This is a genomic window from Hyunsoonleella rubra, assembly GCF_042684665.1.
Classification (GTDB): Bacteria; Bacteroidota; Bacteroidia; order Flavobacteriales; family Flavobacteriaceae; genus Jejuia; species Jejuia rubra.
On sequence record NZ_JBHULY010000039.1, the window covers coordinates 424,897 to 450,839 of the forward strand.

Sequence of the window (25,943 nt, forward strand, 5' to 3'; positions counted from 1 at the left end):
TTTGAGTCAGGCAAAGTTGCGAAGTTACGTTTTTTGGGCTTAAAAACGAAGTAGGGTTGGTGTTATAAAAGCGTTAAAAAGTGATAGAACTATTGGTCAATCGAATATCTTAATACGTTTTAATATCCGAAATTTCCATACCAAAGAAAATGAATTTGTGAAAGGTTGGTAGTTTTACTCCTGTTTCGGCTATTTGCCAATCGCTCCAAGATACTTCAAGTCCGTCAATTGGGGTTTTGGAATCCCACATGTAGAAGCTTTTTGGTTTGCCGGAAGCATCGAAAGTCCAAACATAGGTATCATCGGGATTATAATTTACCAACAGCCCTTTTTCACCATTTTCCAAAGTGGCCAATTTTCTTTCAACACCTTGATCGAACACTTTAAAAGGCGCTATCAGCCAGAATACATCCTTTTCAAAATAGCATTTGGCCTGTTCCACCAAATCAGATCCCATTTCACCTTCAATAGTAAATCCGTGTACGTAAGCTTTGCTATCAGCGTGATTTTTCAGATTTAGCTTGATCTTATATTCTTTCCAAAGCACATCACAAGTACCTTTGGTTCTTTCCCATTTGTAATGACGTTTGTTTTTGAAGGTCCATTCAATACAATCTGTACTTGTGAAAGCTTCATAATTCAAAGTTACCAGCATTTTCGTGGCCAGATTATCAGCGCCTTCACCCGTACTCCCTGAAGGTAATTCTTGATGATGCTTAAAATATAGGAAACCAAAAAGCAGTAGGCTAGGAAGCGTAACGAATACCGCTACACCAAGAAGTAGTTTTATGGGCTTTTTAAGCTTCATTGTTTATGTAGATTGAGGGGGTCTGTCGGCTAAAGTATTAAATAACATTGGTTTGGTGAAAAAAAGCCGTTAAAAACCGATAGCCGTATCGTCACCTCGACGATCTGCCCCTCCTTCGTAAGATTTATCATTCAAAACACGGATTCCGTCCACTTTTCCCAGAATAATAGATTCCCCTTCCCGCACATTATATCCAAGTGTTTTAAGTTGCTCTATCAAAGATGTATCAAATGAATTTGGTTCCATTACGACTTCGTCGGGTAGCCATTGGTGATGAAAACGGGGTGCATCCACAGCTTCCTGCATGGTCATTCCAAATTCGTGAACGTTTAGAATAGTTTGTAAAACTGATGTGATAATGGTAGCCCCTCCGGGAGTACCCAGTGACATAAAGAATTCTCCATTTTTTTCGACAATGGTAGGGGTCATGGAACTCAACATGCGTTTTTCTGGCGCTATACTATTGGCCTCAGCACCAATCAAACCGAACATATTTGGCACGCCGGGCTTGCTACTAAAATCATCCATTTCATTATTCAAAAAGAACCCTAATTCAGGGCAGTACAATTTTGAGCCGTATGCACCGTTTAATGTGGTGGTCACAGCGATTGCGTTACCAAATTGATCTACAATGGAATAGTGTGTGGTTTCATTGCTTTCGATGACTTCAATATTACCATGGGAAAATTCACTTGAAGGAGTGGCTTTTTCAAAAGAAAAATCACTCATTCGTCCTGTTAAGTATTTATCGTTGATAAGGGTTTCAATGGGGATTTTATTAAAATCTGGGTCACCCAAATAAAAGCTTCTGTCGGCATACGCACGGCGCTCCGCTTCAACTACAGCCTGAATGGTTCTTAAGGAATTATGGTCATTTTCATCCAGATGAAACGGTTCGACCATTTTTAGAATTTGAGCCATACAAACACCTCCGGAAGAAGGGGGTCCCATGGAAATAATATTTAAATCGTCATAAGTAAACGTGATCGGTTTTCGCCATTTAGCTTCGTATTTTTCTAAATCTTTTAAGGTGATGATACCTCCATTATTCTGAATAAACCCTACCAATTTTTTGGCTGTTTCACCTTTATAAAACTCGTCCTTTCCAAATTCCAAAATACGCTCCAAAGTTGAAGCTAAAACAGGGTATTTGATGGTGTCGCCTGCTTTCCAATTTTTATCAAAAGGGATAGTATTTAAATTCACCTCATGAAATAATGGCTGGTATTCCTTGATGGTTTTGGCTTGTTTTTCGGTAACCACAACACCTTTATGAGCCAAACTGAGAATCGGCTCAAAAATAGTTTCCAAAGGCAATGACCCCAATTTTTCGTGCACCTCAAAAATACCAGCAACAGAACCCGGTACACCGGTGGCCAATGCGCCCAGCCAACTTTTGTTTGGAATTACCTCACCGTTGTCATCCAAATACATATCCCTTGTAGCCCTAAGTGGTGCCTTTTCCCTAAAATCCAACGAACCGATTTCGCCATTTGCCTTGCGATACACCATAAATCCACCGCCGCCCAAATTACCTGCATATGGATAGGCCACGGCAAGTGCCAAATGCGTTGCTACCATGGCATCAAACACATTGCCGCCTTGCTTTAAAATAGCGACACCAATTTGGGAAGCTTCTTTTCGTGCAGAAACTACCATAGCATTTTTGGCTATCAGACCGTAGTTTGGTGCTTCATTTTCAGGTTCGGGATTGTTTTTGCATGATGCCAACAATCCAAGAATGGCTAAAAAATAAATCCGATATGATTTCATGAATTCTTGCGCAGTTCCAACAATTTATCTTTTGAAAATTGAATCAGTTCATCAAAAAAAGAGGTGAATTCGGCTTCAAATTCCGTATAAAACAGTTCCAGATCTTCAATGGCCCTATTCATGCCAGAGCGATGCTTGGTTCGTCTGTTCATACCCTCTAAAACACGAGCAATACCATCTAGGGAGGCGTAGCTCAATAGCCAATTATCTGTCATCATATATGGCATCATTTTCTGAATTCTCATCGGTAGGATTTCAAAATTTTCAGTTACGGAAGCGTAAAAATCTTCAGTATAGTCTTCTAAAGGGACACTGCAATACCTGCTCCAATTATTGGCCAAAAAATAGTCATAAAGAATATCAACGATGACGCCGGAATAATGACTATATTTTTCATGCAGGCGCTTTGTGCTCTGTCTTACCGTGGGATGGGCATCCGTAAACGTATCAATATTTCTGTGCAGCAAAATACCAATTTGCACATCCTTTTCATAATTCTTATAGTTTTTCCCCTTGATGCTATCCGCCATAAAATTGCCAATCTTCACCAAATCATTATCTCCGGATAAATAAATATGCGCTAAGTAATTCATTGGTGAAATTTACGAAATCCACTTCAAGAAATCCGATTTTCTAATTGTATATTTGGGCATCAATTTGAAAAAACACAATTATGACACTTATAAAATCCATATCAGGAATTCGAGGTACTATTGGCGGCGAAGTGGGGGAGAACCTTACCCCGATTGATGCAGTAAAATTTGCGGCGGCCTATGGGGCTTGGTTAAAACTGAACCGCGTAAAGGAAAACTACAAAGTTGTTGTTGGACGAGATGCACGTATTTCTGGAAAGATGATTCAAAGTTTGGTGATGAATACCCTAGTCGGTCAGGGAATTCATGTTGTTGATTTAGGGCTTTCAACGACGCCCACTGTTGAAGTAGCAGTGCCGATGGAACATGCCGACGGAGGAATTATTTTAACAGCAAGTCATAACCCTAAACAATGGAACGCCCTAAAATTATTGAATGAAAAAGGAGAGTTTTTAGATGCAGAAGAAGGTGCCAAAATCTTAGAGTTGGCCGAAGGAAATACTATCGAATTTGCCGACGTTGATAGTTTAGGCAAAATCACGAAGAACAAAGCTTATTTTGATTTGCATATCATTGAAGTGTTGGATTTGCCTTTGGTAAACGTAAAGGCTATTGAGGCCGAACGTTTTAAAGTTGTTGTTGATGGGGTTAATTCCACAGGAGGTATTGTTATTCCGCTGTTGTTGGAACGCTTGGGCGTAGATGTGATAAAATTGTATTGCGAACCCAATGGTCATTTTCCTCACAACCCTGAACCATTGAAAGAGCATTTAACTGATTTATCGGATGCTGTTAAAAAGCATAAAGCAGATTTCGGTATTGTAGTAGATCCCGATGTGGATCGTTTGGCTTTTATGGACGAAAACGGGGAAATGTTTGGCGAGGAATATACGTTGGTGGCCTGTGCGGATTATGTTTTGAGCAGAACTCCTGGAAATACCGTTAGTAACATGAGTTCTACCCGTGCACTGAGGGATGTTACCGAAAAACATGGTGGCATGTACGAGGCTTCAGCTGTAGGCGAAGTAAACGTGGTTAAGCTGATGAAAAAGAATAAGGTGGTTATCGGAGGTGAAGGTAATGGCGGTATTATTTATCCCGATTTACACTACGGTCGTGACGCTTTGGTAGGGATAGCCTTGTTTTTAAGTCTGTTGGCAGACAAGGGCATAAAAGTTAGCGAACTACGCAAAACCTATCCCAATTACTTTATGAGTAAAAAGAAAATAGAATTAACTCCCGGTTTGGACGTGGATGGCATTTTAAAAACCATGGAAGAACGTTACCAAAATGAACAATTGACAACCATTGACGGTGTAAAAATTGACTTTTCTGAAAGCTGGGCACATCTTAGAAAAAGCAATACCGAACCTATCATTAGAATTTATACTGAGGCTAAATCACAAGATGAGGCGGATGCCCTTGCGGATCAATTTATTGCCGAGATTGGGGAGGTTGCCGGGAATTAGGCTACCTTTTTCTGTCCAATAGAATAATTAGTTAAACAAGCTAGGAAAACAAATAATATAAATACTAGCCAACCGACTTTGGCTCTTGACCTCGGTGCTTCCATCGCTTATGGGTCCATAGGTAGTATTCTGGAGCTTCATGAATTTGATCTTCTACCAACTTTAAAAAGATATCCGTGATTTGATAATTTTCGTATTCTTTAGGGTTGAGGGTTATGGTTTCAAAAGTTGTTTCATAAAACCCGCGTTTTACCTTTTTCACCTTAAAGAACACCACCGCCATATTAAGTTTTTTGGCGAGCATTTCAGCCCCTGTATGAACTGGGACGTTGACGCCCATAAATTCATTCCAGTGGAAGGCTTTGTCCAACTTTGGCGATTGGTCGGAAACAAACCCGTTAATGGATATTATGCCCTCCCGCTTTTCTTTGATCAATGTTGGGATAATATCTTTGGTGGTAACTAAATAGCTATTATACCTGGCCCTAATACGCTTTACTAACCTGTCAAAATATTTGTTGGCCAAGCGCTTGTAAACGGCATTGCCTCTGGATTTTACATAAGCCTGAAGTATAAAAATCCATTCCCAACTACCATAGTGGGCGCACATTAATATCATGCTTCTGTTCTGATTTTCAATATCTTGAACCACTTCTACATTTGTAAAGCGAAAACGCTTTTTCATCTCGCTTTCAGAAATCGTCATGGACTTAACAGACTCCAAAATCATATCGCACAAGTGGTGGTAAAACACCTTGGTAATGCGTTTGATTTCGTCAGGAGATTTTTCCGGAAAAACCAAATTCAAATTACTGACAACTACTTTTTTTCGATATCCAAAAATGCGATATATCAAAATGTATAGTATGTCTGAAACAAAATATAAAACTCTAAAAGGAAGTATTGAAATTAAATATAATAGAGGATAAAGAAGTATATACGCTAAGAATTGCATTTAATAGTTTTAGATTTGTAGGCGCAAAGATATATTAATTTTGATTTTAGATGTTTTAAACTCATGGGTAAATTAGATATCATTACTATCGTTATTATTGCCGCTAATGTTATTGTATCCTACAAGGGTTTTGGTGATTTTGGCTTTTTTGAAAAGTACAAGTTTAATATCGGTGCCATTAGGCGTGGGGAACAGATTCGAATGTTCAGTTCTGGGTTTTTGCACGCCGATACTACACATCTCTTTTTTAATATGTTTGCGCTTTATCTCTTTGCCGATCAGGTACTTTATGAGGTGGGGCAGTACTCTTTTTTCATAATTTATATAGGAAGTTTATTGGCGGGAAACATGTTGTCTTTATATTTTCATAAGAATGAGTACCATTACAGTGCCGTTGGGGCGAGTGGTGCCGTTACGGGTGTGTTATACTCTGCTATTTTATTAAATCCGCAGCAACCTTACTACTTTCTGTTTTTACCACCACGAATAGGGGACATCGACTTGGGTATTCCCGGCTATATTTTAGGTATTGCTTATTTGTTGTACTCCATTTACGGTATGAAAAAACGTATTGGCAATATTGGCCATGATGCCCATTTTGGAGGGGCTGTTGGAGGATATCTTATTACTTTAATTTTGGTGCCTCACCTCTTTAAAACGGATATTTTGATGGTTGGGGTTTTGGCACTGCCTATTTTATTGCTGTTTGTTTTGAGGCGGTCGGGGAAGATTTAACCATTTGAAATAGCCGTCATTTTAATCTCCTTGGCACAACTATTGAAAATAATACTATGGTTAAGCATCTACAAACTTTATAATATATTGATAATTAGATGTTTGAAATTTTTAATATAGAACTTTTAAAAGGGTTTAAACTGTTTAAATGACAGAATGACCTGAATACAGATATGAAGAAATCCAATTTTACCACATTTGACAGTTTGTCATTGCAGGAATTTGATGAAAATTCAGAATTAATTCCGTTGATGACTCCGGAGGATGAGGAAGAGATGAATAATGAGGAACTGCCAGAAACTCTTCCCATTTTATCCTTACGGAATACAGTGTTGTTCCCAGGGGTAGTAATTCCGATTACTGCCGGGAGGGATAAATCCGTAAAACTGATAAAGGAGGCCAACAAAGGGAGCAAGGTCATTGGAGTTGTGGCACAGAAAGATGGTTCGGTTGAGGATCCTTCAGTTAAGGATATTTACACAACTGGAACTGTGGCCCGAATTCTTCGGGTGTTGAAAATGCCCGATGGCAACGTAACGGTTATTATCCAAGGGAAAAAACGTTTTCAGGTGACAGAAGTTATCACCGAAACCCCTTATATGAATGCGACAATTAGTGATTTGGCAGAGTCAAGACCTGAATCAAATGATAAGGAATTTAGTGCCATTATTGACTCCATCAAGGATTTGTCGCTTGAAATTATCAAAGAGAATCCAAATATCCCAAGTGAGGCGTCCTTCGCTATAAAGAATATCGAGAGCAATTCATTTTTGGTGAATTTTGTATCCTCAAATATGAATCTTTCTGTTTCAGACAAACAGGCGCTTTTAGAAAACCACGATTTGCAAAGTCGCGCACTGGCCACTTTAAAACATATGAATGTGGAGTTTCAAAAGTTGGAACTTAAAAACGATATCCAAACGAAAGTACAAATGGATATGAGCCAGCAACAACGGGAGTATTTCCTGCATCAGCAAATGAAGACCATTCAAGAGGAATTGGGCGGTGTGAGTCATGATGCTGAAATTGAAGAGATGAGGGCTAAAGCCGAAGAAAAGCTTTGGGATGAGAAGGTTACCAAACATTTTGAAAAGGAAATCGGGAAGTTGCAACGTATGAATCCGCAGGTATCTGAGTATTCCATTCAGCGCAATTATTTGGAATTAATTTTGGATTTGCCGTGGAACGAATACAGCACTGATCTTTTCGATTTAAAAAGAGCCAAGAAAATTTTGGATAGGGATCATTACGGTCTGGATGATGTAAAACGGCGCATCGTCGAATATCTGGCTGTTTTAAAGTTGCGAAATGATATGAAGTCCCCAATTTTATGTTTGTACGGCCCTCCAGGGGTTGGTAAAACTTCTTTAGGGAAATCCATTGCCGAAGCACTTGGGAGAGAGTATGTCCGGATGTCCTTGGGCGGTTTGAGGGATGAAGCTGAAATACGTGGCCATCGTAAAACGTATATCGGAGCCATGCCGGGTAGAATTATTCAAAGTTTGAAGAAAGCTGGGACTTCCAATCCTGTTTTTGTGTTGGATGAAATTGATAAGTTGTCCAATTCACATCAAGGTGATCCGTCTTCAGCGATGCTTGAAGTCTTGGACCCGGAACAAAACAATGAGTTTTACGACAACTTTTTGGAAATGGGTTATGACCTTTCCAAAGTGATGTTTATTGCTACATCCAATAGCCTGGCTACCATTCAGCCAGCCTTACGCGATCGTATGGAAATCATCAACGTTACGGGTTATACTATTGAAGAAAAAGTGGAGATAGCCAAACGTCATTTATTGCCTAAGCAGTTAAAAGAACATGGTTTGAATGCTTCGCATCTAAAAATTGGCAAACCCCAATTGGAGAAAATTGTTGAAGGTTATACCCGTGAATCCGGCGTGCGTGGCTTGGAGAAGCAAATAGCAAAAATGGTACGTTATGCGGCCAAAAATATTGCTATGGAAGAGGATTACAATATTAAAGTCACCAATGATGATATTGTAGAAGTACTGGGCGGCCCCAAACTGGAGCGTGATAAATACGAAAACAATAACGTTGCAGGTGTGGTTACAGGCTTGGCGTGGACAAGCGTTGGAGGAGATATCTTATTTATAGAATCTATTTTGTCCAAAGGAAAAGGCAATCTTTCCATTACTGGTAATTTAGGAAAAGTGATGAAGGAATCCGCTACCATCGCGATGGAATTTATCAAATCGAATGCCGATAATTTTGAAATAGACCCAGAAGCTTTTGACAAATACAATGTGCACATTCACGTTCCGGAAGGTGCCACACCAAAGGACGGGCCGAGTGCCGGCGTGACGATGTTGACATCATTGGTATCGTTATTCACACAACGAAAAGTGAAAAAGAGCTTGGCCATGACAGGTGAAATCACCCTTAGGGGAAAAGTACTTCCTGTAGGTGGTATCAAGGAAAAGATTTTGGCGGCCAAGCGTGCCCGCATTAAAGAAATTCTGCTTTGCGAGGATAACCGTCGTGATATTGAGGAAATAAAACCTGAGTATTTAAAAGGGCTGACGTTCCATTATGTCACTGATATGAGCGAAGTAATTGACATCGCCGTTACAAAGCAAAAAGTAAAAAACCCGAAAAAAATATAACTATAGATTGCACTGGTAAACCTCGGCTTTTGTCGAGGTTTTTTCATGCTGTAAAATAAACGAAACTTGTATTCGTTTTAAGATAGATTAGTTCGAAGAATTACGCCTTGAAGTATACTTCAAGGTTTCAATTGAAGTTGTTTTTTCAGCGAATCCCGATAGATATCGGGAGGGAATTTTAATGAAAAATTAATTTAAGTTGGTGTGAACCAAAAATAAATTTTTCATTTACTTTGCGCCGTAAATATGCTAAGGAAAATTATCACTGGTTTTTTTATGTTGATTGGTGTACTTGCTAATGCGCAAGTGGGAGGGGAGGCTACATACCAGTTTCTTAATTTGGTGTCCTCACCGAGACAGGCTGCTTTAGGTGGAAAGGTCTTTACTAATGTTGATTATGATGTTACGCAGGCCTTATTCAACCCCGCTACAATAAATGTTGAAATGGATAACCAACTAGCCTTAAATTATTCCAGTTATTTAGGAGGTATAAGTTATGGTACGGCATCCTTTGCGCACACTGTGGATAGGCGCACCCAAACCTTTCATGCTGGTGTCACTTACATCAACTATGGGTCTTTTGACGGTTATGACGAAAATGGAATTTCCACAGGTACATTTACTGGTAGTGAAACAGCTTTGTCCGTGGGCTACGCGCTTCAAATTGGTTATTCGGATTTTTATTTCGGAGGAAACTTAAAGTTGATTACTTCAAAATTAGAGATATACAATTCCTTTGGGGCGGCTGTTGACTTAGGCTTGTTATATATTGATGAAGACATTGATTTTAAGGCCGCCTTGGTAGTTAGAAATGCTGGCACACAGATTACAACTTATGCGGGAACCCACGAGCCCTTACCATTTGAAGTGGCATTCGGAATGTCCCAAACCTTGGAGCATGTGCCTTTAAGGTGGCATCTTACCTTTGAGAACCTTCAGGAATGGCCCATCGCCAGACCAAATCCTGCCAGAACTACTAGCGATTTATCCGGCAATCAAAGTGAAGAAAAAATTGGATTTTTAGGACAGGTAATCCGCCATACGATAATAGCCGCTGAGCTATTTCCGGAAAGTGGTTTTAATATCCGAATAGGGTATAATTTTAGACGCGCAGAGGAGCTGAGGATTATTGACCAACGTAATTTTTCTGGACTTTCAGCAGGGTTTTCTCTTAAGTTAAATAGAATGCGTTTCAGCTATACACATGCCAAATATACGAGTGCTACCAACTCCAATTTTTTTGGTCTACAAATTGATTTACAATAATATGTGCGATCAGTAATCAGTAGCAGTTTTCAGTTATATTAAAATTAAAACATTCTAGATGTAATTAAATTGGCTTGAGTTTTTCACTTTAGTGCACTTTAAGTACTTTAGGCACTTCAAATTAAATGATGAAAAAGATCACCATTGCCATAGACGGTTATTCCTCAACAGGAAAAAGTACAGTTGCCAAACAGATAGCGAAACATCTGGGATATGTTTATGTCGATTCTGGTGCGATGTACCGGGCCATAACGCTTTATGCGATAGAAGAGGGGCTGATATCAAAAGAAGACTTCAATAAAGAAGCCCTTATTTACCGATTGGATCAGATTGATATAAGTTTTAAATTTAATGAAGCCCTTGGCTTTGCTGAAACCTATCTTAACGGAAAGAATGTCGAAAAACAGATTCGAACTTTAGAGGTTTCTAGTTTTGTGAGCAAAATTGCTGAGGTATCCAAAGTACGAGAAAAGCTGGTCAAAATTCAAAAGCAATTAGGTAAGGATAAAGGCGTTGTGATGGACGGCCGGGATATTGGCACAGTGGTATTTCCCAATGCAGCACTGAAAATTTTCATGACGGCTTCCGCAGAAAAAAGAGCCGAAAGACGTTATAAAGAACTTGTGGATAGGGGTGATAATATCACTTATGAGTCAGTACTTAAAAACGTTACCGAACGGGATTATATCGACACGCATAGGGAGGACTCTCCTTTGGTAAAAGCCGAAGACGCCATTGAAATTGACAATTCAGACTTAACCTTGGAAGCGCAGTATCAAAAAATTCTAGCTTTGGTTCGTATCACTTTAGAAGGAATAGAATAAAAAAAGACTGCCTTTTTAAGACAGCCTCTTTGTTATACTACTAAGCCCTTCTAATTATAGGTTAGGAATAATTAATTCCTGATCTGGATAAATCAAGTCTGGGTTTTTTAAGATATCGGAATTGGCCTTAAAAATATCCTGATACTTTGAGGCGTTGCCGTAGTATTGCTTGGCAATTTTTCCAAGCGTTTCGCCACTTTGTACTGTGTGCCTGTGATATACACTTGTGTCGGCTACTTCAATATTGGCCATGATATCTGAAGGGTTTTCACCACCTATTTCTTTGATTTTGTCCCAAAGCAGGTCTTTTTCGTATTGTGTGTTTGCGGTACCTTTTACCTTAAGTGTTCCATTTTCTTCACTAACGTCTCCGTTTTGGATGTTCAATTTTTGACCTAAATCCAAAACTGCTTGATATTTAGCTTTTACCATGATGTTGTTAAGTTTTAATTTAAAGTTAATAACGAAAGGACAATATAGCAAATAAATCCGTCCGTTGGGTTAATCGTTTATTAAGAATTTTACTTCTGAAGTTGGACACGTAACATCTTATAAAGTCACTATTATAATTTTCTTGCAAACCTGCCTGCCGGCAGGCAGGGGCGCTAAATCGCAAAGCGCTTTGATGAAATGGTTTTGCAAATGGGAAAAATTCATAGTAATGCACTGGCTTTTGCTGGCTGGCCCGTGTTAGGGATTGTACTTCGACTACGCTCAGCAACCAAACGGTATGTTTGAAATCCTTGTTTAAAATAACTAGGACTAAAGTTTATGATGAAATAGAATTTAGGAGATTGCCACAGTCGTACCTCCTTCGCAATGACGTTTTAAAAAAGATTGAGTAGTGAAAGCCCGACCCGAAGCGATCCTGCAAGGTTTCCAAAAACCTTGTGGGTATGAGCGCAGGGAAGCGCCCAACTTCTCGTTACAATGCTCCTTTTGGCGCATCACTCGAAGTTTTGCAAAATATTAGGCTAATTACTTGAAAATGTATATTTTTGCACTCCTTTTTAGCGCAGTATCGAAGAGATAAAGAGGAATTAGAAAACTATTTTTATAACACTTCTGTGTGTTAAGCGGTTGACTTTTCGAGACATACGGAATACAAATTTTTATCAGCACATGGCTGAAAACGAAAAACAAGCTGAAGACCAAGTAACGGTTGAGGCTACTTCTGTTGAAGCTCCAGAGGTTTCTGAAGCTCAAAAAAATCCTGAAAAATTCCTGAAAGAGTTCAACTGGCACAATTACCAAGAGGGTATTGACGAGGTGGACGACAAACAACTACAGGAATTTGAAAAATTAGTAGCGGAGAATTTTGTTGACACTTTAGATGACGAAGTTGTTGAGGGTACTGTAATCCACATCACTGACAGGGATGCGATTATTGACATCAACGCTAAATCTGAAGGCGTGATTTCACTTAATGAATTCCGTTACAATCCAGACTTAAAGGTTGGTGACAAAGTTGAGGTATTAATTGACGTACGCGAAGATGCTACGGGTCAATTGGTATTGTCTCACAGAAAGGCACGTGTGATTAAGGCATGGGACAGAGTAAACAAAGCTCACGAAACTGGTGAAATCGTTAATGGTTTCGTTAAGTGCAGAACTAAAGGTGGTATGATTGTGGACGTATTCGGTATCGAGGCGTTCCTGCCTGGTTCTCAAATTGACGTTAAGCCTATTAGGGATTACGACCAGTACGTCAATAAAACTATGGAATTCAAGGTGGTGAAAATCAACCATGAATTTAAAAACGTAGTGGTTTCCCATAAAGCGCTAATCGAAGCGGATATTGAGGAGCAAAAGAAAGAAATCATCAGTCAGCTTGAAAAAGGTCAAGTATTGGAAGGTGTGGTGAAAAACATCACGTCTTACGGTGTATTTATTGACCTTGGAGGTGTTGATGGATTGGTTCACATTACGGATTTATCATGGTCCAGAATCAACCATCCAAATGAGATTGTTGAGTTAGACCAGAAATTAAATGTGGTAATCCTTGATTTTGATGAGGATAAATCAAGAATCCAATTGGGTCTTAAGCAATTGAGCAAGCACCCATGGGAGGCTCTTGGAGAAGAGGTGAAGATTGGTGATAAGGTAAAAGGTAAAGTAGTTGTAATCGCTGATTACGGCGCATTTATCGAAGTTGCCGAAGGTGTTGAAGGATTGATCCACGTTTCTGAAATGTCTTGGTCAACCCACTTGCGTTCTGCCCAGGATTTTGTTTCCGTTGGAGACGAGATTGAAGCTCAAATCCTAACGCTGGACAGAGAGGACAGAAAAATGTCTTTGGGTATCAAGCAATTGACGCCAGATCCATGGACGGATATTACCGCTAAGTACCCATTAGGGTCTAAGCACACTGGTATTGTGCGTAACTTTACCAACTTTGGTGTGTTTGTAGAATTGGAAGAAGGTATTGACGGATTGATTTACATTTCTGATTTGTCTTGGACGAAGAAAATCAAGCACCCATCGGAGTTCTGCGCCGTTGGTGATAAATTAGATGTTATCGTTCTTGAATTGGATGTTGAAGGTCGTAAGTTAAGCTTAGGGCACAAACAAACCACTGATAACCCTTGGGACAAGTACGAAACTGAATTCGCATTGAACACCACACATACTGCTCCTGTAACCGAAATAGTTGACAAAGGTGCTACCGTGAAGTTTAATGAGGACATCACTGCCTTTATTCCAACCCGTCACCTTGAAAAAGAAGATGGAAGCAAGTTGAAAAAAGGTGAGGAAGCAGAATTCAAAATTATTGAATTTAATAAAGAGTTTAAACGTGTTGTAGCGTCTCATGCTGCAATACACAAAGCTGAAGAGGCAGCTAACGTAAAAGCGGCTGCTAAAAAGGCGGCTAGCGCTGCTGCAGAAGCAAAACCAACTTTAGGTGATGCCAACGATGCTTTACAAGCTCTTAAGGATAAAATGGACGGAAAGAAAGCTAAGAAGTAATTCTTTTTACCATTATTGATATTTGAAAAGCGACCGGTCACTGAGGTTCTCGAAGTGTGGTCGCTTTTTTTTGTGAAATATTTCCAAGACGTTTTAGGACTTCAGCCCGAAATATATTTTCGCGCAAAGTCGCAAAGTCGCAAAGGGTTTTCCGATACGTTGGACAGTTTTAGAAAGTATATTGTTGTAGTGTTTTTTTTTATTCCAATAGATTATTATAATCCAGAAATATTTGAATTAGTTCCCGAAAATTGACTATTATTCCAAAACTGCGCTTCTTAATTTCATTATAATGTCATCTAAATCATAGTACTTTGCGTTTTTGCGCCTTTGCGAGATTTAAAACTTATCGATGATAGTGGGTTTCTGACTTCGCTTGAATGACAGCATATTACGTACTAAATCACGAAATATAATTCCAAATATTCTTAAACTTAACCAATTGAGCATACGTATTTAAAATCACTTCATTTTCAGAATTCCTAAGAGATGGGTCTGCATGCAAAACTTTCTTCGCATAGAATCTTGCTTGCTGTAAAATAGCTTTATCCTTAACAATATCAGCAATTCTCAGGTTTAGCACACCACTTTGTTGTGTGCCCATAATATCTCCAGGGCCTCGGAGTTTTAAATCTACTTCAGCAATTTCAAAGCCATCATTGGTGCGCACCATGGTTTCCAGTCGGGTTTTGCTGTCGTTGCTCAATTTATGGCTCGTCATTAAAATACAATAACTCTGCTCAGCACCACGTCCCACACGTCCACGTAATTGATGCAGTTGGGACAGCCCAAAACGTTCGGCACTTTCAATAATCATTACGGAGGCATTTGGTACATTTACACCTACTTCAATAACGGTAGTCGCTACCATAATTTGTGTTTCACCTTTGATAAAGCGTTGCATTTCATAATCCTTATCCCCGGGTTTCATTTTACCATGGACAATGGAAATCTGGTAATCCGGTTTTGGAAAATCCCGTTCAATACTCGCATAACCGTCCATCAAATCCTTATAGTCCAAGGCCTCGCTTTCCTGAATTAACGGGTAAACGATATAGACCTGACGGCCTTTTTTGATTTCGTCTTTAATAAATCGGAAGACTTTCAAGCGATTTGAATCATAGCGATGCACCGTTTTAATGGATTTTCGCCCTGGAGGTAATTCATCAATCACAGAAATATCTAAATCGCCGTAAACAGACATAGCAAGTGTTCGTGGAATAGGGGTGGCCGTCATCACCAACACATTCGGCGGAAAGGTGTTTTTGTGCCACAACTTACTTCTTTGTTTGACTCCAAAACGATGTTGTTCATCGATAATTGCCAATCCCAAATTTTTAAATTTCACCTTATCTTCAATCAGGGCATGAGTCCCAACCAAGATGTTTAAATCGCCATTTTCAAGTGATTTATGAATTTCTTTTCGTTCTGAAGTTTTAGTTGAACCAGTCAACAATAAAATACTTATATTCAATTTATTACACCATTCTAGTAATCCGTTATAGTGTTGGACTGACAAAATTTCAGTCGGAGCCATTAAGCAGGCTTGAAAACCATTGTCAAGTGCTATGAGCATTGACATGAAGGCCACAATGGTCTTTCCAGAACCAACATCGCCCTGCAATAGACGGTTCATTTGGGCATTGCTTCCCAAATCGGCGCGTATTTCTTTTAAAACACGTTTCTGTGCATTGGTCAAATCGAAGGGTAAATGAGTGGAAAAAAAGGTGTTGAAATACTCACCAACGATGTCAAATTGAAATCCTTTTATTTTCGATTTATGGACGAGATTCTTCAGAATCAATTGTAACTGGATATAGAACAGCTCTTCAAATTTTAATCTGAATTGCGCCTTGGCCAACAGCTCCTGACTTTTTGGAAAATGAATATTGAGCAAAGCCTCGCTCTTCGAAATCAATTTTAATTCTGAAAGCAAAGGATCGGATAGGGTTTCAACAAACTTGCCTTTGGTTTCTAAAAACAATTGCTGGACAATTTTACTAACGACGCGATTGCTAATCCCTTTGTTGCTTAATTTTTCTGTAGAAGGGTAGAGTGGCTGTATCCCTGAACTGAGCCCTTTTTTGTGTTCATCCAAAGTCTCGATGTCGGGATGTGGCATATTGAATTTCCCACCAAATAACTGTGTCTTTCCGAAAACCACATAAGGCGTGTTCAATTTTAAACGCTCCCGAATCCATTTCTGTCCCCGAAACCAAACCAATTCCATAGTGCCAGTTTCATCTTGAAAAGTAGCCACAAGACGTTTCCCCCGCTTTTGCCCCACTTCCCTAAAACCCGTAATTTTTCCAATGATTTGCACCTCGGCGGTATTTTGTTGGAGCTGATTTATTTTGTAAAACCGAGTTCTGTCAATATAGCGATTGGGAAATAAATTTAAAATGTCCTGATACGTATGGATATTGAGCTCCTTCCGCAACAGATCCGCCCGATTGGGGCCGACACCTTTTAAATAATCACTAGGGGTTTGGAGGTTCACGCTCATATTGGCGAATTTAGGGTATTTCAATTAAGATTAAAAGTGCTATTTTGGTCTGAAAATTGTGGTGATTCTGTATGAAAAAAATTTTCTTTATATCTCTGATTTTGTCTTTTTTTCTTTGCTCTTCGCAACAAACGGAATATGTTGATTTTTTAAGAATTCACTCCGATATTGGTTTTGATGTTTCACAAAACAAAGTTTATGGAAGTTATGAATGCACTTTTGAAATCATGAAAGATGTGGATTCCATTTATTTGGATGCTCAAAACATAAAAGTAATTAGTAAACAACTTTTAGAAGTACAACCTCACATCCATACAGAATATCAAGGAATAAAATATCAAAACAACTCAAAACATATAATCGTTTATAATAAATTCAAAAAAGGGCAGGTGTTCGAACTAAATTTAAACTATTCTTGTTCTCCCAAAAAAGCCCTCTACTTCATTGATTGGGATTATAATAATGGTAATCAACAAGTCTGGACCCAAGGTCAAGGTAAGTACACAAGTAACTGGTTGCCATCTATAGACGATATGAATGAAAAAATTGAGTTCGATTTATCCATAACTTTCGATAAAAATTACGAGGTAATCGCCAACGGTAACCTAACAAATAAACAAATCAACGATTCCACCATCACTTGGCATTACGATATGGAACAGCCCATGCCTAGTTATTTGGTGGCCTTGGCTATTGGGAAATACAAAAAGAAGGTCGAATATTCCAAAAGTGGCATTCCTTTGGAAATGTATTATTATCCCCAAGATTCATCAAAGTTTGAACCTACTTATCGTTACACCAAACAGATGTTCGATTTTTTGGAAGAAGAAATCGGAGTGCCTTATCCATGGCAAAACTATAAGATGGTGCCGGTAAAGGACTTTTTATATGCCGGGATGGAAAACACCACCCTAAATATTTATTCCGATAGTTTTGTGGTGGATTCCATTGGATTTGTGGATCGCAATTTTGTTAATATCAATGCCCACGAATTGGCCCATCAGTGGTTTGGGAATTTGGTAACGGCCACCTCGGGAACCCATCATTGGCTGCAGGAAGGCTTTGCGACCTACTACGCCCTTTTAGCTGAAAAGGACATTTTTGGGGAGGACTATTACTATTGGCGACTTTACGAATACGCCCAAGAATTATTGGCGCAAGATAAAGCGGGACAAAGTACATCGTTACTAAACCCAAAATCCAGTAGCACCACGTTTTATAAAAAAGGCTGTTGGGTGTTGCATCTATTGCGCGAAAAAGTAGGGGATGAGGCCTTTAGAACTGCTGTTAAAAATTATCTGTTGAAGCATCAGTTTCAAAATGTGGATACTGATGATTTTATTAGTGCAGTTGAAAAGAGTAGTGGGGAGGATTTGACTAATTTTATAAATAAATGGTTGGTTTCATCAGAATTGCATTATCATGAAATGGAAGAGTTTTTCTATTTGACTTCCATAGATTATAAAGGATTTTTACAATTAGATTGTGAGCAAGATGCAAATGCTTGCAAGGATTTCGTGTTAAATAATAAGAATAATGACTTGATATCAGAGATTATCCGGAGGATGCCCGGAGGCATCTCAAGAGAAATCACTGAAATTAAAGGCATCAAGCCCCGACAAGCCATCGCGCGGACTTTAAGGGAAATTCCCCAAGAACTCAAAATGGATTACGAATCCCTCCTAAACGACAAATCCTATATCACTGTCGAAACCACATTGTTCAATCTATGGAAAAACTTTCCCGAAGACAGAATTAAGTATTTAGAACAAACCAAAGACATCATCGGCTTTAACGATAAAAATGTACGTATGCTTTGGTTGACTCTAGCTTTAATTACTGAAGATTACGAACCCGAAAGCAAAGCAAAATACTTTCATGAATTGACGGATTATACCAGTCCGAAGTATGGTTTTGAGGTGCGCCAAAGCGCCTTTCAATATTTACATCAGATACAAGCTTGCAATGAAGAATGTAAGGCAAATTTAGAACAGGCTACCACCCATCATAACTGGCGGTTTAAGAAGTTTGCTAGGTCGCTTTTGGAGGCAGACTAGTATTTTACCCCTCCGCATTCGGCACCTCCCCTAAAATAGGGGAGGAATCCCAAGGCTAAAGTAATTCGTGCTAGTACGTGAAATTTGTGTCTATTTACGTCGCTCATTATTCGTCGGGCTTCTACAAATCAAACAATCCGCTAAATATGTGATGGATAATTCATAAACCCCGTCGGTACGTCCAATGTTTGAGGTATTAAAATCATAGGAAAACCCAAAGCGAAGACGTTCAAACTCCAAGCCTACCAATGCATTTACAGATGTTAGTAAATGGCTGTTGCCACTGTTTTTTGCAGGATTTGTGACGGCCATGGCTCCCAAAAACAACTTGTGAAGCTTTATAGTTGCAGCCAAATCCAAACGGTTGAATTGGCCTTGCTGCATGTAGTTTAGGGACAAAATCATGTCGTTATGGTCGTAATATTCAAATCTATAATTGCCGTGAATGGTATATAGGATATCCAGAGGCACGTTGGCATTATCTATAAATGAAATATTCGGCTGATTTAAATGCTTAACAGCCGCACCCAGCCATAAATCGGTATTGTTTCTTCTGTTTTTCTTATCAAAAACAAATCCTGCCGTAAAATCAAAAAAAACAATCCTATTATTTGCATTCGATGCTAAAGGATCGCCTGAAGCAGCACTAATGGTTCCGGCATTGATATTAATTTGGTCCGCAAGCAACAGATTTCTAAAGTTAAATGATTTCATACCGTAACCCACTTCTATAGCTGGCCTAAAATACCAATCGTTGGCCAAGGAAACGATGTACGCAAAGTTTCCGTTAAACTGAAAATGGTTGTAATTGGTACTGGTTTCATGCTGATTCAAAATACTAAAACCAACACCCATGCCATCTCGCGATGATTCCAACCAGGTATTCAAAAAGGCATATTGGGTATCCACCTGCAAATCCAAATGGGGCCATTGCGTGCGGTGCATCACTCCAAAATAGGTAGCTTGCTCAAACCCTGAAAATCCGGGATTCAAAGTTTCTGGCACCATAAAATATTGAGTAAAAATTGGGTCTTGCGCTTTTGCTTTGAAACAAAAGCAAACCAGTAGTGTGATGAAAAATAATTTCGCTTTCATTTCTTCTATTTTATTAGTACCACAACACCTTTATTCGTTATGGTCCTGCCGTAAAACGTCTCGCCTGAGAAAGTGTAATAGTAGTTTCCGTTTTCGGCTTCAGAGTCTTTAATTTTTCCGTCCCAGCCCCTTAAACTATTGCCTTCTTCGGAGTAAATCATACTACCCCAAGTGTCGTAAATTTCAAATTTCATATTGGACAACGCTATTTGAGCTGGGGCAAATCGTTCGTTTAAGCTGTCGCTATTTGGGGTAAAGGCATTTGGCACAATCAGGTTATAGCCTTTTTGAATTACCAAAGTGATGGTTCTTGTGTACACGCAATCAAAAGGATAGACCACTGTTTGCGTTACATTATATGTTCCTTCATTTTGATAGATATGTATCGGGTTTTCTTCATTCGAAATACTGCCATCACCAAAATCCCACGACACACCAACAAAATCACCGGTAGCTAAATTTGTAAATTGAATAGGGTCTTCAATGGAATAAAATCCAAAATTGGTGAATGCAAAGGAACTTATATCGAAATCAGGATCGCCAAGCTCTGGAATATCGACATTGTACGACAATGAAGTAGTGCAACCTAGACTATCCGTAACATCAATAATCACTAGGCCGTTGATATCCGTTTGCATTACCTCATTATTCACGCCACTTATGTTTCCACTAGACCAATTGATTTGATAAGGCGGAACGCCTCCTCTGGGTCTGGCCACAAATGACTGGTCAACCGTTTTTGCAGAGCAATCGAAATCGGTAATAATATCCACTTCAATTTCCAGAGGTTCAAACCTATTGATGGTAAAGTTTTTTGAAATAGTACAGTTATTGGCGTCGGTAACATTTAGGGTATAATCACCTGGAGGAATATTACTTAAATCCTCAGTAGTTGCCCCATTAGACCATTGATAAGTGAAGGGCAAAGTCCCCCCAGTGACAATAGCATTAATACTACCAGTATTGGCATCATCACAATCCAAAGCATCAGTTTTTGTCCCGGAAATATCCAAAGGTGCGGGTTCTGTAATGATAAAGGTTTCTGTAATGACACAGGGCTTTCCGTCCGTAATTGTCACCGTGTACGTGCCTGGGCCGATGTTGTTGCGTTCCACACCAGCGGTTGGATCATCATCCCAATTTAAATTAACAGGGTCAATGCCACCTTCTAAATTTAAAATAATTCGAGCGTCATTTGCTCCAAAACATGAGACGTTTTGAACCTCAGGGGTAATTCTAAAGATTGGAGGCTCAGCAATTATCACGGTGGCTTCTTTTACGCAATTGGTGGCATCCGTTACTGTAATAACATATGTTCCGGGTGACAGATTGGTTTGAGATATTCCTGAACCCAAATTACTCCAAGCCACATCATAGGGCGCATTGCCTCCGGTAATAGAATTGATGGTTATAGAAGCGTCGTTATCCCCATAACATTCAATTTCCGTAGCGGTAGTGTCAATAATGATTTCATCGGATTGATTGACAACTACTTCCAACATGGCCGAACAATTTGATCTATCCGTGACTGTAACATTATATGTTCCTGCGATCAACCCCGTTAAGTTTTGAGTTGTACTCGCAAAACTATTTGGCCCCGTCCAACTATAGGTATAATCAAAAACACTAGGGGAAGTTTCAAAAGGTCTTCCTCCAATGATATTAATATTTATTTCGCCGGTGGCTTCCCCAAAACAAATCACATCAACCTTGCTGTCAAGGGTAACCTGCAATTCGGGAGGTTCAACTATATCAAAACTTTGGATAATTGGCGTACAATTATTGGCATCTACCACTGTGATTTCATATAAACCAGGCCCTAAATTGGTCAGGTCTTCATCACTGCTGTAGGCCGTTCCGTTTCTTGTCCAATTATAGGTGTAGGGTGTCGTGCCTCCCGTAACCTCGATACTAATGGAGCCATCGTTTGCTCCAAAACAGGAAATGGTTTCGGCATCAAAATCGACTGAACTAAAAATAAGCTCGTCCGGTTCCGTTATTGTAAATGTTTCTGAAAATGGGCAACCGCCATCGTCCAAAATCGAGACGGTATAATCACCGGGTGCCAAATTGAAAATATCCTCGTTGGTACTGGTATAGCCTGAAGGGCCGGTCCAATTAATTTGATAAGGGTTTCCGGATGAAAACGGAACACCTCCAGATATGGTGATTTCTAACGAACCTCCGCTATCTAAATAGCACAAACTATTGTTTTGGATTGAAGTAATGCTGATTGAAGGGTTTACTGTGATTTCGACTTCAAAAGTTGCTCCAACACAGGCCCCTAAAGTCGGTGTAACCATATAAGTTACAGTTGCTGGATTAGTGGTATTGTTCACCAATGTTTGGGATATTGAAGTTTGAGGTGTGTTTTCTTGCGATGAGCCGGTAACGGCTCCTGCAGGACTTATAGTGGGAGCTGTCCAAGTGTAAGTTGTGCCTGCTGGGGCAATGTCTACGCCTGAACTGGTTGGACTAATATCAAAAGAAGTGCCACTACAAATCACATCTGTTTTATTGCTGATATTTGGCGTTTCATTTACAGTGTTTTCAGCTACTTCGGAAATAATTTGGGTGCATCCTCCTGAGGAGTATGTTATAATTACATAGTAATAAACTGTTCCTATGGTACCAGAAGGTGGAGTGTAACTCGTTCCTGTTTCACCACTAATTACTGTGCCAGAAGAAGTGTCATTCATAGTGTTGCTATACCACTGATATGACGGGGCACCTACGCCATTAGCTGTTGAAATAGACAGCGTATTGAAGCTTTCGCCAAAACAAATCGTTTCTGAAATAGGTTGGTTGGTAATCGTAGGAGCGGGGTTGACAATTACTTCCGAAACCGTACTAGTGACACCACAACCTGGATCCGTTTGCGAGATGACAACATAATAGTACTGAGTGCCAACGGTTCCCGTTGGAGGTGTATAAACCGCGTTTGTGGCACCTGAAATCGCAGTGCCCCCGGTGCTGTTATTGGTTGTATTGCTGTACCATTGATAGTCATAAGTGCTCCCAATACCTCCTGAAACCACTACTTCCAAATCCTGAGGCGTTGTACCTTGGCAGATGGTTTGGGTAGTCAAAGGTTGTGAAGTAATAATTGGATCATCCACAACAATAACTTCAGCAACTTCACTGGTAACGGGAGTACAACCGCTTCCACTGATTGAAACTTCAACATAGTAGTAATAGCTTCCCGCAACTGTAAAGGTTGGAGGCATATAGTTGATATTAGTGGCTCCGGGAATTAAAGTGCCTCCCGTATTTGCATTAGTGTTATTCGAATACCACTGGTATGACACTGTCCCCGTTCCTCCAGAATGTGTCACGGTTAAATCATTATTGATATCTCCGCCAACACAAATGCTTTGCGTAGGAAGTGGTTGGTTATCGATTTGAATACCGTCCACTATTTCAATACGGGCAACATCCGAAATAATTTCATCGCAGCCAGCTCCGGAGGTAAACCTCGCAATCACATAATAATAAGTCACCCCAACAGGAGTATTTGGTGGTGAATACGTTGCATTTGTTTCACCACCAATAGCTGTTCCTGATGTTGTATTGTTCACCGTATTACTATACCATTGATAGGTCGGTGTTCCTGGTCCGTTTACGGTGACTGATAAATCATTGATCGGGCCATTTTCACAAATGGTCTCGGATTGAGGCTGACTTGTGAATTCTGGTGCAGGATCAACAGTAATTACTAAATTAACTGGTGCGCCAGCACAATTGCCATTAAATGGTGTGATGGTGTAGGTAACATCCTCAGAAGTTGTATTCGAATTAAATATGGTCTGGGCGGGAATCGTGCTCGTAGTTCCGTTTGCAATATATCCTGAAACACCAGCAGGAGCAGTAGCCGTCCAAGAATAGGTTGTACCACTTATGGTTGAGTTTAAAACGGTTTCAACAGTAGACGTCCCAGAGCAAATGGTTTGGGTCAAGTCCGTATTGGTGATGGATGGAATTTCGTTTATTGTGAAATCTTCTGTATCCGTTGTTGTCCCGCAACTTGTCATGACGTTTAGGGTCACCGTATAATTTCCCGGAGTACTGTAGGCAATTGTTCCAGGATTTAGAGTGTTTGCAGTGGCTGGGGTCCCACCAGGAAAAAGCCATTCATAAGTGACAGTTTCCGAAGCAGGCGCGCAGGTGTCCACATTGGCAACTGGATCAATTGAAGCTGTGCCACAAAAATCTGCAATTGAATTAATAGCAACAGTAGGAGGTCGTTTTACTTCTACGGTTTCTGACTTGGAATCAGTCCCACAAGTATTAGTCGTGGTCAAGGTAAGCGTATATGTTCCTGCACTTATAAATTCAAAAGAAGGCGAAGCTGAGTTTTGATCCGTACCGTTGGTAAAGTTCCATTGCCCAAAAGTTGTCCCACAAAAGCCTGAAGTATAAGCTACTTCCCATAGATATGTTACGCCACCACAGCTATCCGTTAAATCGGTGGTGTTTGTTGCATCAATACCTAGTGGAGTACAGCCGTTATCAGAACTTAAAGTGAAATCGGCCACCAATTCCGGTTCAATACAGATGGTTTTAATAATTCGCTCTGTTTCACCACAAGAATTTACGGCGTATAATTCTACATCAAAATTTCCTGTTGAAGTGTAAGTATGTATTGGGTTTCTTTGGGTGGAGGTATTGCCATCCCCAAAATCCCAAAAATAGCCATCATTTACGGAGCAATTATTAGAATATCCATCAAGCGATGTATTATTAAATTGAACCGGGGTATTGACACAACTATTTGGTGGGTCTTCAAAAGCTACTTGCGGTTTTCTCAGAATAATGATAGGGCCTGCCGTTAAATTCGTTTGTCCACAGGAAGTGAGTATGTTCAAAAAAACAGTATAACTATTTGGGCAACTCGTTTCTGTATAGGTATGAGGTATTGGGAAATCTTCGGAATTTATGGGGTCAGCAGGGTCAAAATGTGTTGAGGATTCTAATTCTCCTTGAGTATAAGTTTCTGTCGTACCATCGCCATAATCCACAAAATAGACAGTGTCTGGCGGATTGGTAGCCCATGACCCAATGGCAAAGTCAATTGCATTAACCGGAAGACATAGATTTACCGTATTTCCAGGGTTTACTATGGCCCCCGTTGGGTTGCTTGAGTTTTTGATGAGATACCGCATGGTGTTATCGCAATTGGTGCCTCTACCCGTAATATCCATATTGAAAGAACCAAGTTGCGTATAAGTGTGCGATGCAGGGAAAGTGACTCCCGTTTCAATTGGGCTTCCATCACCCCAGTCGATATCAAAGGAGCCAATGCACGTAGATGTATTGCTTCCCATTCTAACATTAATGGTATAAGATGGATCCAAAGTATTATTACCACAATTATTAAAAGGGTCAAACTGGTTATCAGCATCAAAAAACTCCAGCCTTGGTTTTTGCCTTACATCAATCGTTTTGGTAATAGCCGATACACATCCGTTAGTATCAGTAACCGTAAGTGTTACATTAAAGGTTTGAGTGGCACAGCCCAACGCGTCAAAAACATGAGTGGGGTTATTATTGTTTGATGAATTGCCGTCACCAAAATTCCAACTATAGGTAAAAGGACTGGCTCCTGTAACATTAGTTGTAAAGTTTACAGGTGTTCCGGAGCAGGCATTGTCATTATTAAAAGTAAAATCTACAGTTGGCAAATCGTGAACGTTTACGGTTGCTGTTCCAGATACGTTCGCGGTTTCTGATGCATTATCCTCAACAGAAATCAATTGATAGGTAAACGTGCCCGCTGTTGCCGTACTAACAGGTAGATTTACAGTAGTGTTACTTCCTGCCGTTGAAATGGTTTGTTGTGCACCACCGTTTATTGTATAAGTAAAGGTATATGGCGCCGACCCAGCACTTCCAGTAAACGTTATTTGAGGATTGGGTGTACTATTGATGCAAACGCCAGTAGTCCCAGAAATAGATGCCGATGGTGGCAAAAGGAGGTTTATCTTGCTCCTTAAGTTTAAAGCAACATGTTCCTTTAAGGTACTCGCTAAATTGTGTTCAACATGATTTACGGCGAAGATGGATGCGATTATCAAGGCGGAATAAAGCGCAACACGAAATAATCTTTTTGGCATAGTCAGGAATAGGTTAATAGCAGCATCTAAAATAGATATTCTTTATAACCTATTAAACTAAATTTCGTGCTAATGTGGATTTTTTTCTATAAAATACCTAGTATTGGGTATAGATTTCAAAATGATGTTTATCATCCATAAGGTAAACCCATAATTGT

15 protein-coding genes are annotated in these 25,943 nt (G+C 39.7%); 7 read left to right on the forward strand and 8 right to left on the reverse strand.

Annotated features, from left to right (window positions below):
- Positions 1-109: 109 nt before the first annotated feature.
- From ACFSR8_RS16225 to ACFSR8_RS16235, 3 genes are all read right to left on the reverse strand, one after another.
- The gene (locus ACFSR8_RS16225) at positions 110-808 is read right to left on the reverse strand and encodes a hypothetical protein (RefSeq protein ID WP_380293957.1); all 699 of its coding nucleotides are present in this window, start codon (positions 806-808) and stop codon (positions 110-112) included.
- Positions 809-877: 69 nt separating this feature from the next.
- Entirely contained in the window at positions 878-2,581 is a 1,704-nt protein-coding gene (gene ggt, locus ACFSR8_RS16230) for a gamma-glutamyltransferase (protein WP_380293959.1), read from the reverse strand.
- A complete protein-coding gene (locus ACFSR8_RS16235) occupies positions 2,578-3,174 on the reverse strand; it encodes an acyl carrier protein phosphodiesterase (RefSeq protein ID WP_380293961.1) in 597 nt (198 codons plus the stop codon). The genes ggt and ACFSR8_RS16235 overlap by 4 nt, the downstream gene beginning before the upstream one ends.
- 80 nt (positions 3,175-3,254) lie before the next feature.
- Between ACFSR8_RS16235 and glmM the strand changes: the two genes are divergently transcribed.
- Complete coding sequence (glmM, locus tag ACFSR8_RS16240; RefSeq protein ID WP_380293963.1) at positions 3,255-4,643, forward strand: phosphoglucosamine mutase; 1,389 nt, start codon at positions 3,255-3,257, stop codon at positions 4,641-4,643.
- Between the two features lie 64 nt (positions 4,644-4,707).
- On the opposite strand, the gene ACFSR8_RS16245 is transcribed toward glmM, so the two are convergent.
- A complete protein-coding gene (locus ACFSR8_RS16245) occupies positions 4,708-5,598 on the reverse strand; it encodes a lysophospholipid acyltransferase family protein (RefSeq protein ID WP_380293965.1) in 891 nt (296 codons plus the stop codon).
- Between the two features lie 63 nt (positions 5,599-5,661).
- Here ACFSR8_RS16245 and ACFSR8_RS16250 point away from each other — a divergent pair, with 63 nt between their 5' ends.
- The 4 genes from ACFSR8_RS16250 to cmk all read left to right on the forward strand — a co-directional run bounded on the left by ACFSR8_RS16250 (position 5,662) and on the right by cmk (position 11,047).
- Positions 5,662-6,333: a rhomboid family intramembrane serine protease gene (locus tag ACFSR8_RS16250; protein ID WP_380293967.1), complete on the forward strand. Its 672-nt coding sequence runs from the start codon at positions 5,662-5,664 to the stop codon at positions 6,331-6,333.
- 173 nt (positions 6,334-6,506) lie between these two features.
- Positions 6,507-8,957 carry an endopeptidase La gene (gene lon / locus ACFSR8_RS16255; protein ID WP_380293969.1) on the forward strand — a complete coding sequence of 817 codons (2,451 nt, stop codon included), beginning with the start codon at positions 6,507-6,509 and terminating at the stop codon, positions 8,955-8,957.
- A gap of 246 nt (positions 8,958-9,203) precedes the next feature.
- Entirely contained in the window at positions 9,204-10,223 is a 1,020-nt protein-coding gene (porQ, locus tag ACFSR8_RS16260) for a type IX secretion system protein PorQ (RefSeq protein WP_380293971.1), read from the forward strand.
- A 128-nt stretch (positions 10,224-10,351) separates the two neighbouring features.
- Positions 10,352-11,047: a (d)CMP kinase gene (gene cmk, locus ACFSR8_RS16265; RefSeq protein ID WP_380294060.1), complete on the forward strand. Its 696-nt coding sequence runs from the start codon at positions 10,352-10,354 to the stop codon at positions 11,045-11,047.
- Positions 11,048-11,101: 54 nt separating this feature from the next.
- Here cmk and ACFSR8_RS16270 read toward each other — a convergent pair whose 3' ends face one another.
- The gene (locus ACFSR8_RS16270; protein ID WP_380293973.1) at positions 11,102-11,479 is read right to left on the reverse strand and encodes a LysM peptidoglycan-binding domain-containing protein; all 378 of its coding nucleotides are present in this window, start codon (positions 11,477-11,479) and stop codon (positions 11,102-11,104) included.
- 690 nt (positions 11,480-12,169) lie between these two features.
- On the opposite strand from ACFSR8_RS16270, the gene rpsA reads away from it, so the two are divergent.
- Positions 12,170-14,014 carry a 30S ribosomal protein S1 gene (gene rpsA, locus ACFSR8_RS16275; RefSeq protein WP_380293975.1) on the forward strand — a complete coding sequence of 615 codons (1,845 nt, stop codon included), beginning with the start codon at positions 12,170-12,172 and terminating at the stop codon, positions 14,012-14,014.
- Between the two features lie 403 nt (positions 14,015-14,417).
- On the opposite strand, the gene recG is transcribed toward rpsA, so the two are convergent.
- Positions 14,418-16,520, reverse strand: coding sequence for an ATP-dependent DNA helicase RecG (gene recG, locus ACFSR8_RS16280; RefSeq protein ID WP_380293977.1), 2,103 nt, complete (start codon positions 16,518-16,520; stop codon positions 14,418-14,420).
- Between the two features lie 71 nt (positions 16,521-16,591).
- On the opposite strand from recG, the gene ACFSR8_RS16285 reads away from it, so the two are divergent.
- Positions 16,592-18,577 (forward strand): M1 family metallopeptidase, encoded by a 1,986-nt coding sequence (locus ACFSR8_RS16285; protein WP_380293979.1) that lies wholly within the window; start codon positions 16,592-16,594, stop codon positions 18,575-18,577.
- 90 nt (positions 18,578-18,667) lie between these two features.
- Here the strand turns inward: ACFSR8_RS16285 and ACFSR8_RS16290 are convergent, their stop codons facing one another.
- Both ACFSR8_RS16290 and ACFSR8_RS16295 read right to left on the reverse strand, forming a co-directional pair.
- Complete coding sequence (locus tag ACFSR8_RS16290; RefSeq protein WP_380293981.1) at positions 18,668-19,672, reverse strand: PorP/SprF family type IX secretion system membrane protein; 1,005 nt, start codon at positions 19,670-19,672, stop codon at positions 18,668-18,670.
- Positions 19,673-19,677: 5 nt separating this feature from the next.
- Complete coding sequence (locus tag ACFSR8_RS16295) at positions 19,678-25,785, reverse strand: PKD domain-containing protein (protein ID WP_380293983.1); 6,108 nt, start codon at positions 25,783-25,785, stop codon at positions 19,678-19,680.
- Positions 25,786-25,943 lie beyond the last annotated feature (158 nt).

Excerpts from the sequence above, each read along its gene's own strand:
- ggt (WP_380293959.1), bottom strand. The coding sequence starts at position 2,581 with ATGAAATCATATCGGATTTATTTTTTAGCCATTCTTGGATTGTTGGCA.
- ACFSR8_RS16270 (WP_380293973.1), bottom strand. The coding sequence starts at position 11,479 with ATGGTAAAAGCTAAATATCAAGCAGTTTTGGATTTAGGTCAAAAATTG.
- cmk (WP_380294060.1), top strand. The coding sequence starts at position 10,352 with ATGAAAAAGATCACCATTGCCATAGACGGTTATTCCTCAACAGGAAAA.
- recG (WP_380293977.1), bottom strand. The coding sequence starts at position 16,520 with ATGAGCGTGAACCTCCAAACCCCTAGTGATTATTTAAAAGGTGTCGGC.
- ACFSR8_RS16225 (WP_380293957.1), bottom strand. The coding sequence starts at position 808 with ATGAAGCTTAAAAAGCCCATAAAACTACTTCTTGGTGTAGCGGTATTC.
- rpsA (WP_380293975.1), top strand. The coding sequence starts at position 12,170 with ATGGCTGAAAACGAAAAACAAGCTGAAGACCAAGTAACGGTTGAGGCT.
- glmM (WP_380293963.1), top strand. The coding sequence starts at position 3,255 with ATGACACTTATAAAATCCATATCAGGAATTCGAGGTACTATTGGCGGC.
- ACFSR8_RS16245 (WP_380293965.1), bottom strand. The coding sequence starts at position 5,598 with ATGCAATTCTTAGCGTATATACTTCTTTATCCTCTATTATATTTAATT.
- porQ (WP_380293971.1), top strand. The coding sequence starts at position 9,204 with ATGCTAAGGAAAATTATCACTGGTTTTTTTATGTTGATTGGTGTACTT.
- ACFSR8_RS16250 (WP_380293967.1), top strand. The coding sequence starts at position 5,662 with ATGGGTAAATTAGATATCATTACTATCGTTATTATTGCCGCTAATGTT.
- ACFSR8_RS16295 (WP_380293983.1), bottom strand. The coding sequence starts at position 25,785 with ATGCCAAAAAGATTATTTCGTGTTGCGCTTTATTCCGCCTTGATAATC.
- ACFSR8_RS16290 (WP_380293981.1), bottom strand. The coding sequence starts at position 19,672 with ATGAAAGCGAAATTATTTTTCATCACACTACTGGTTTGCTTTTGTTTC.
- lon (WP_380293969.1), top strand. The coding sequence starts at position 6,507 with ATGAAGAAATCCAATTTTACCACATTTGACAGTTTGTCATTGCAGGAA.
- ACFSR8_RS16285 (WP_380293979.1), top strand. The coding sequence starts at position 16,592 with ATGAAAAAAATTTTCTTTATATCTCTGATTTTGTCTTTTTTTCTTTGC.
- ACFSR8_RS16235 (WP_380293961.1), bottom strand. The coding sequence starts at position 3,174 with ATGAATTACTTAGCGCATATTTATTTATCCGGAGATAATGATTTGGTG.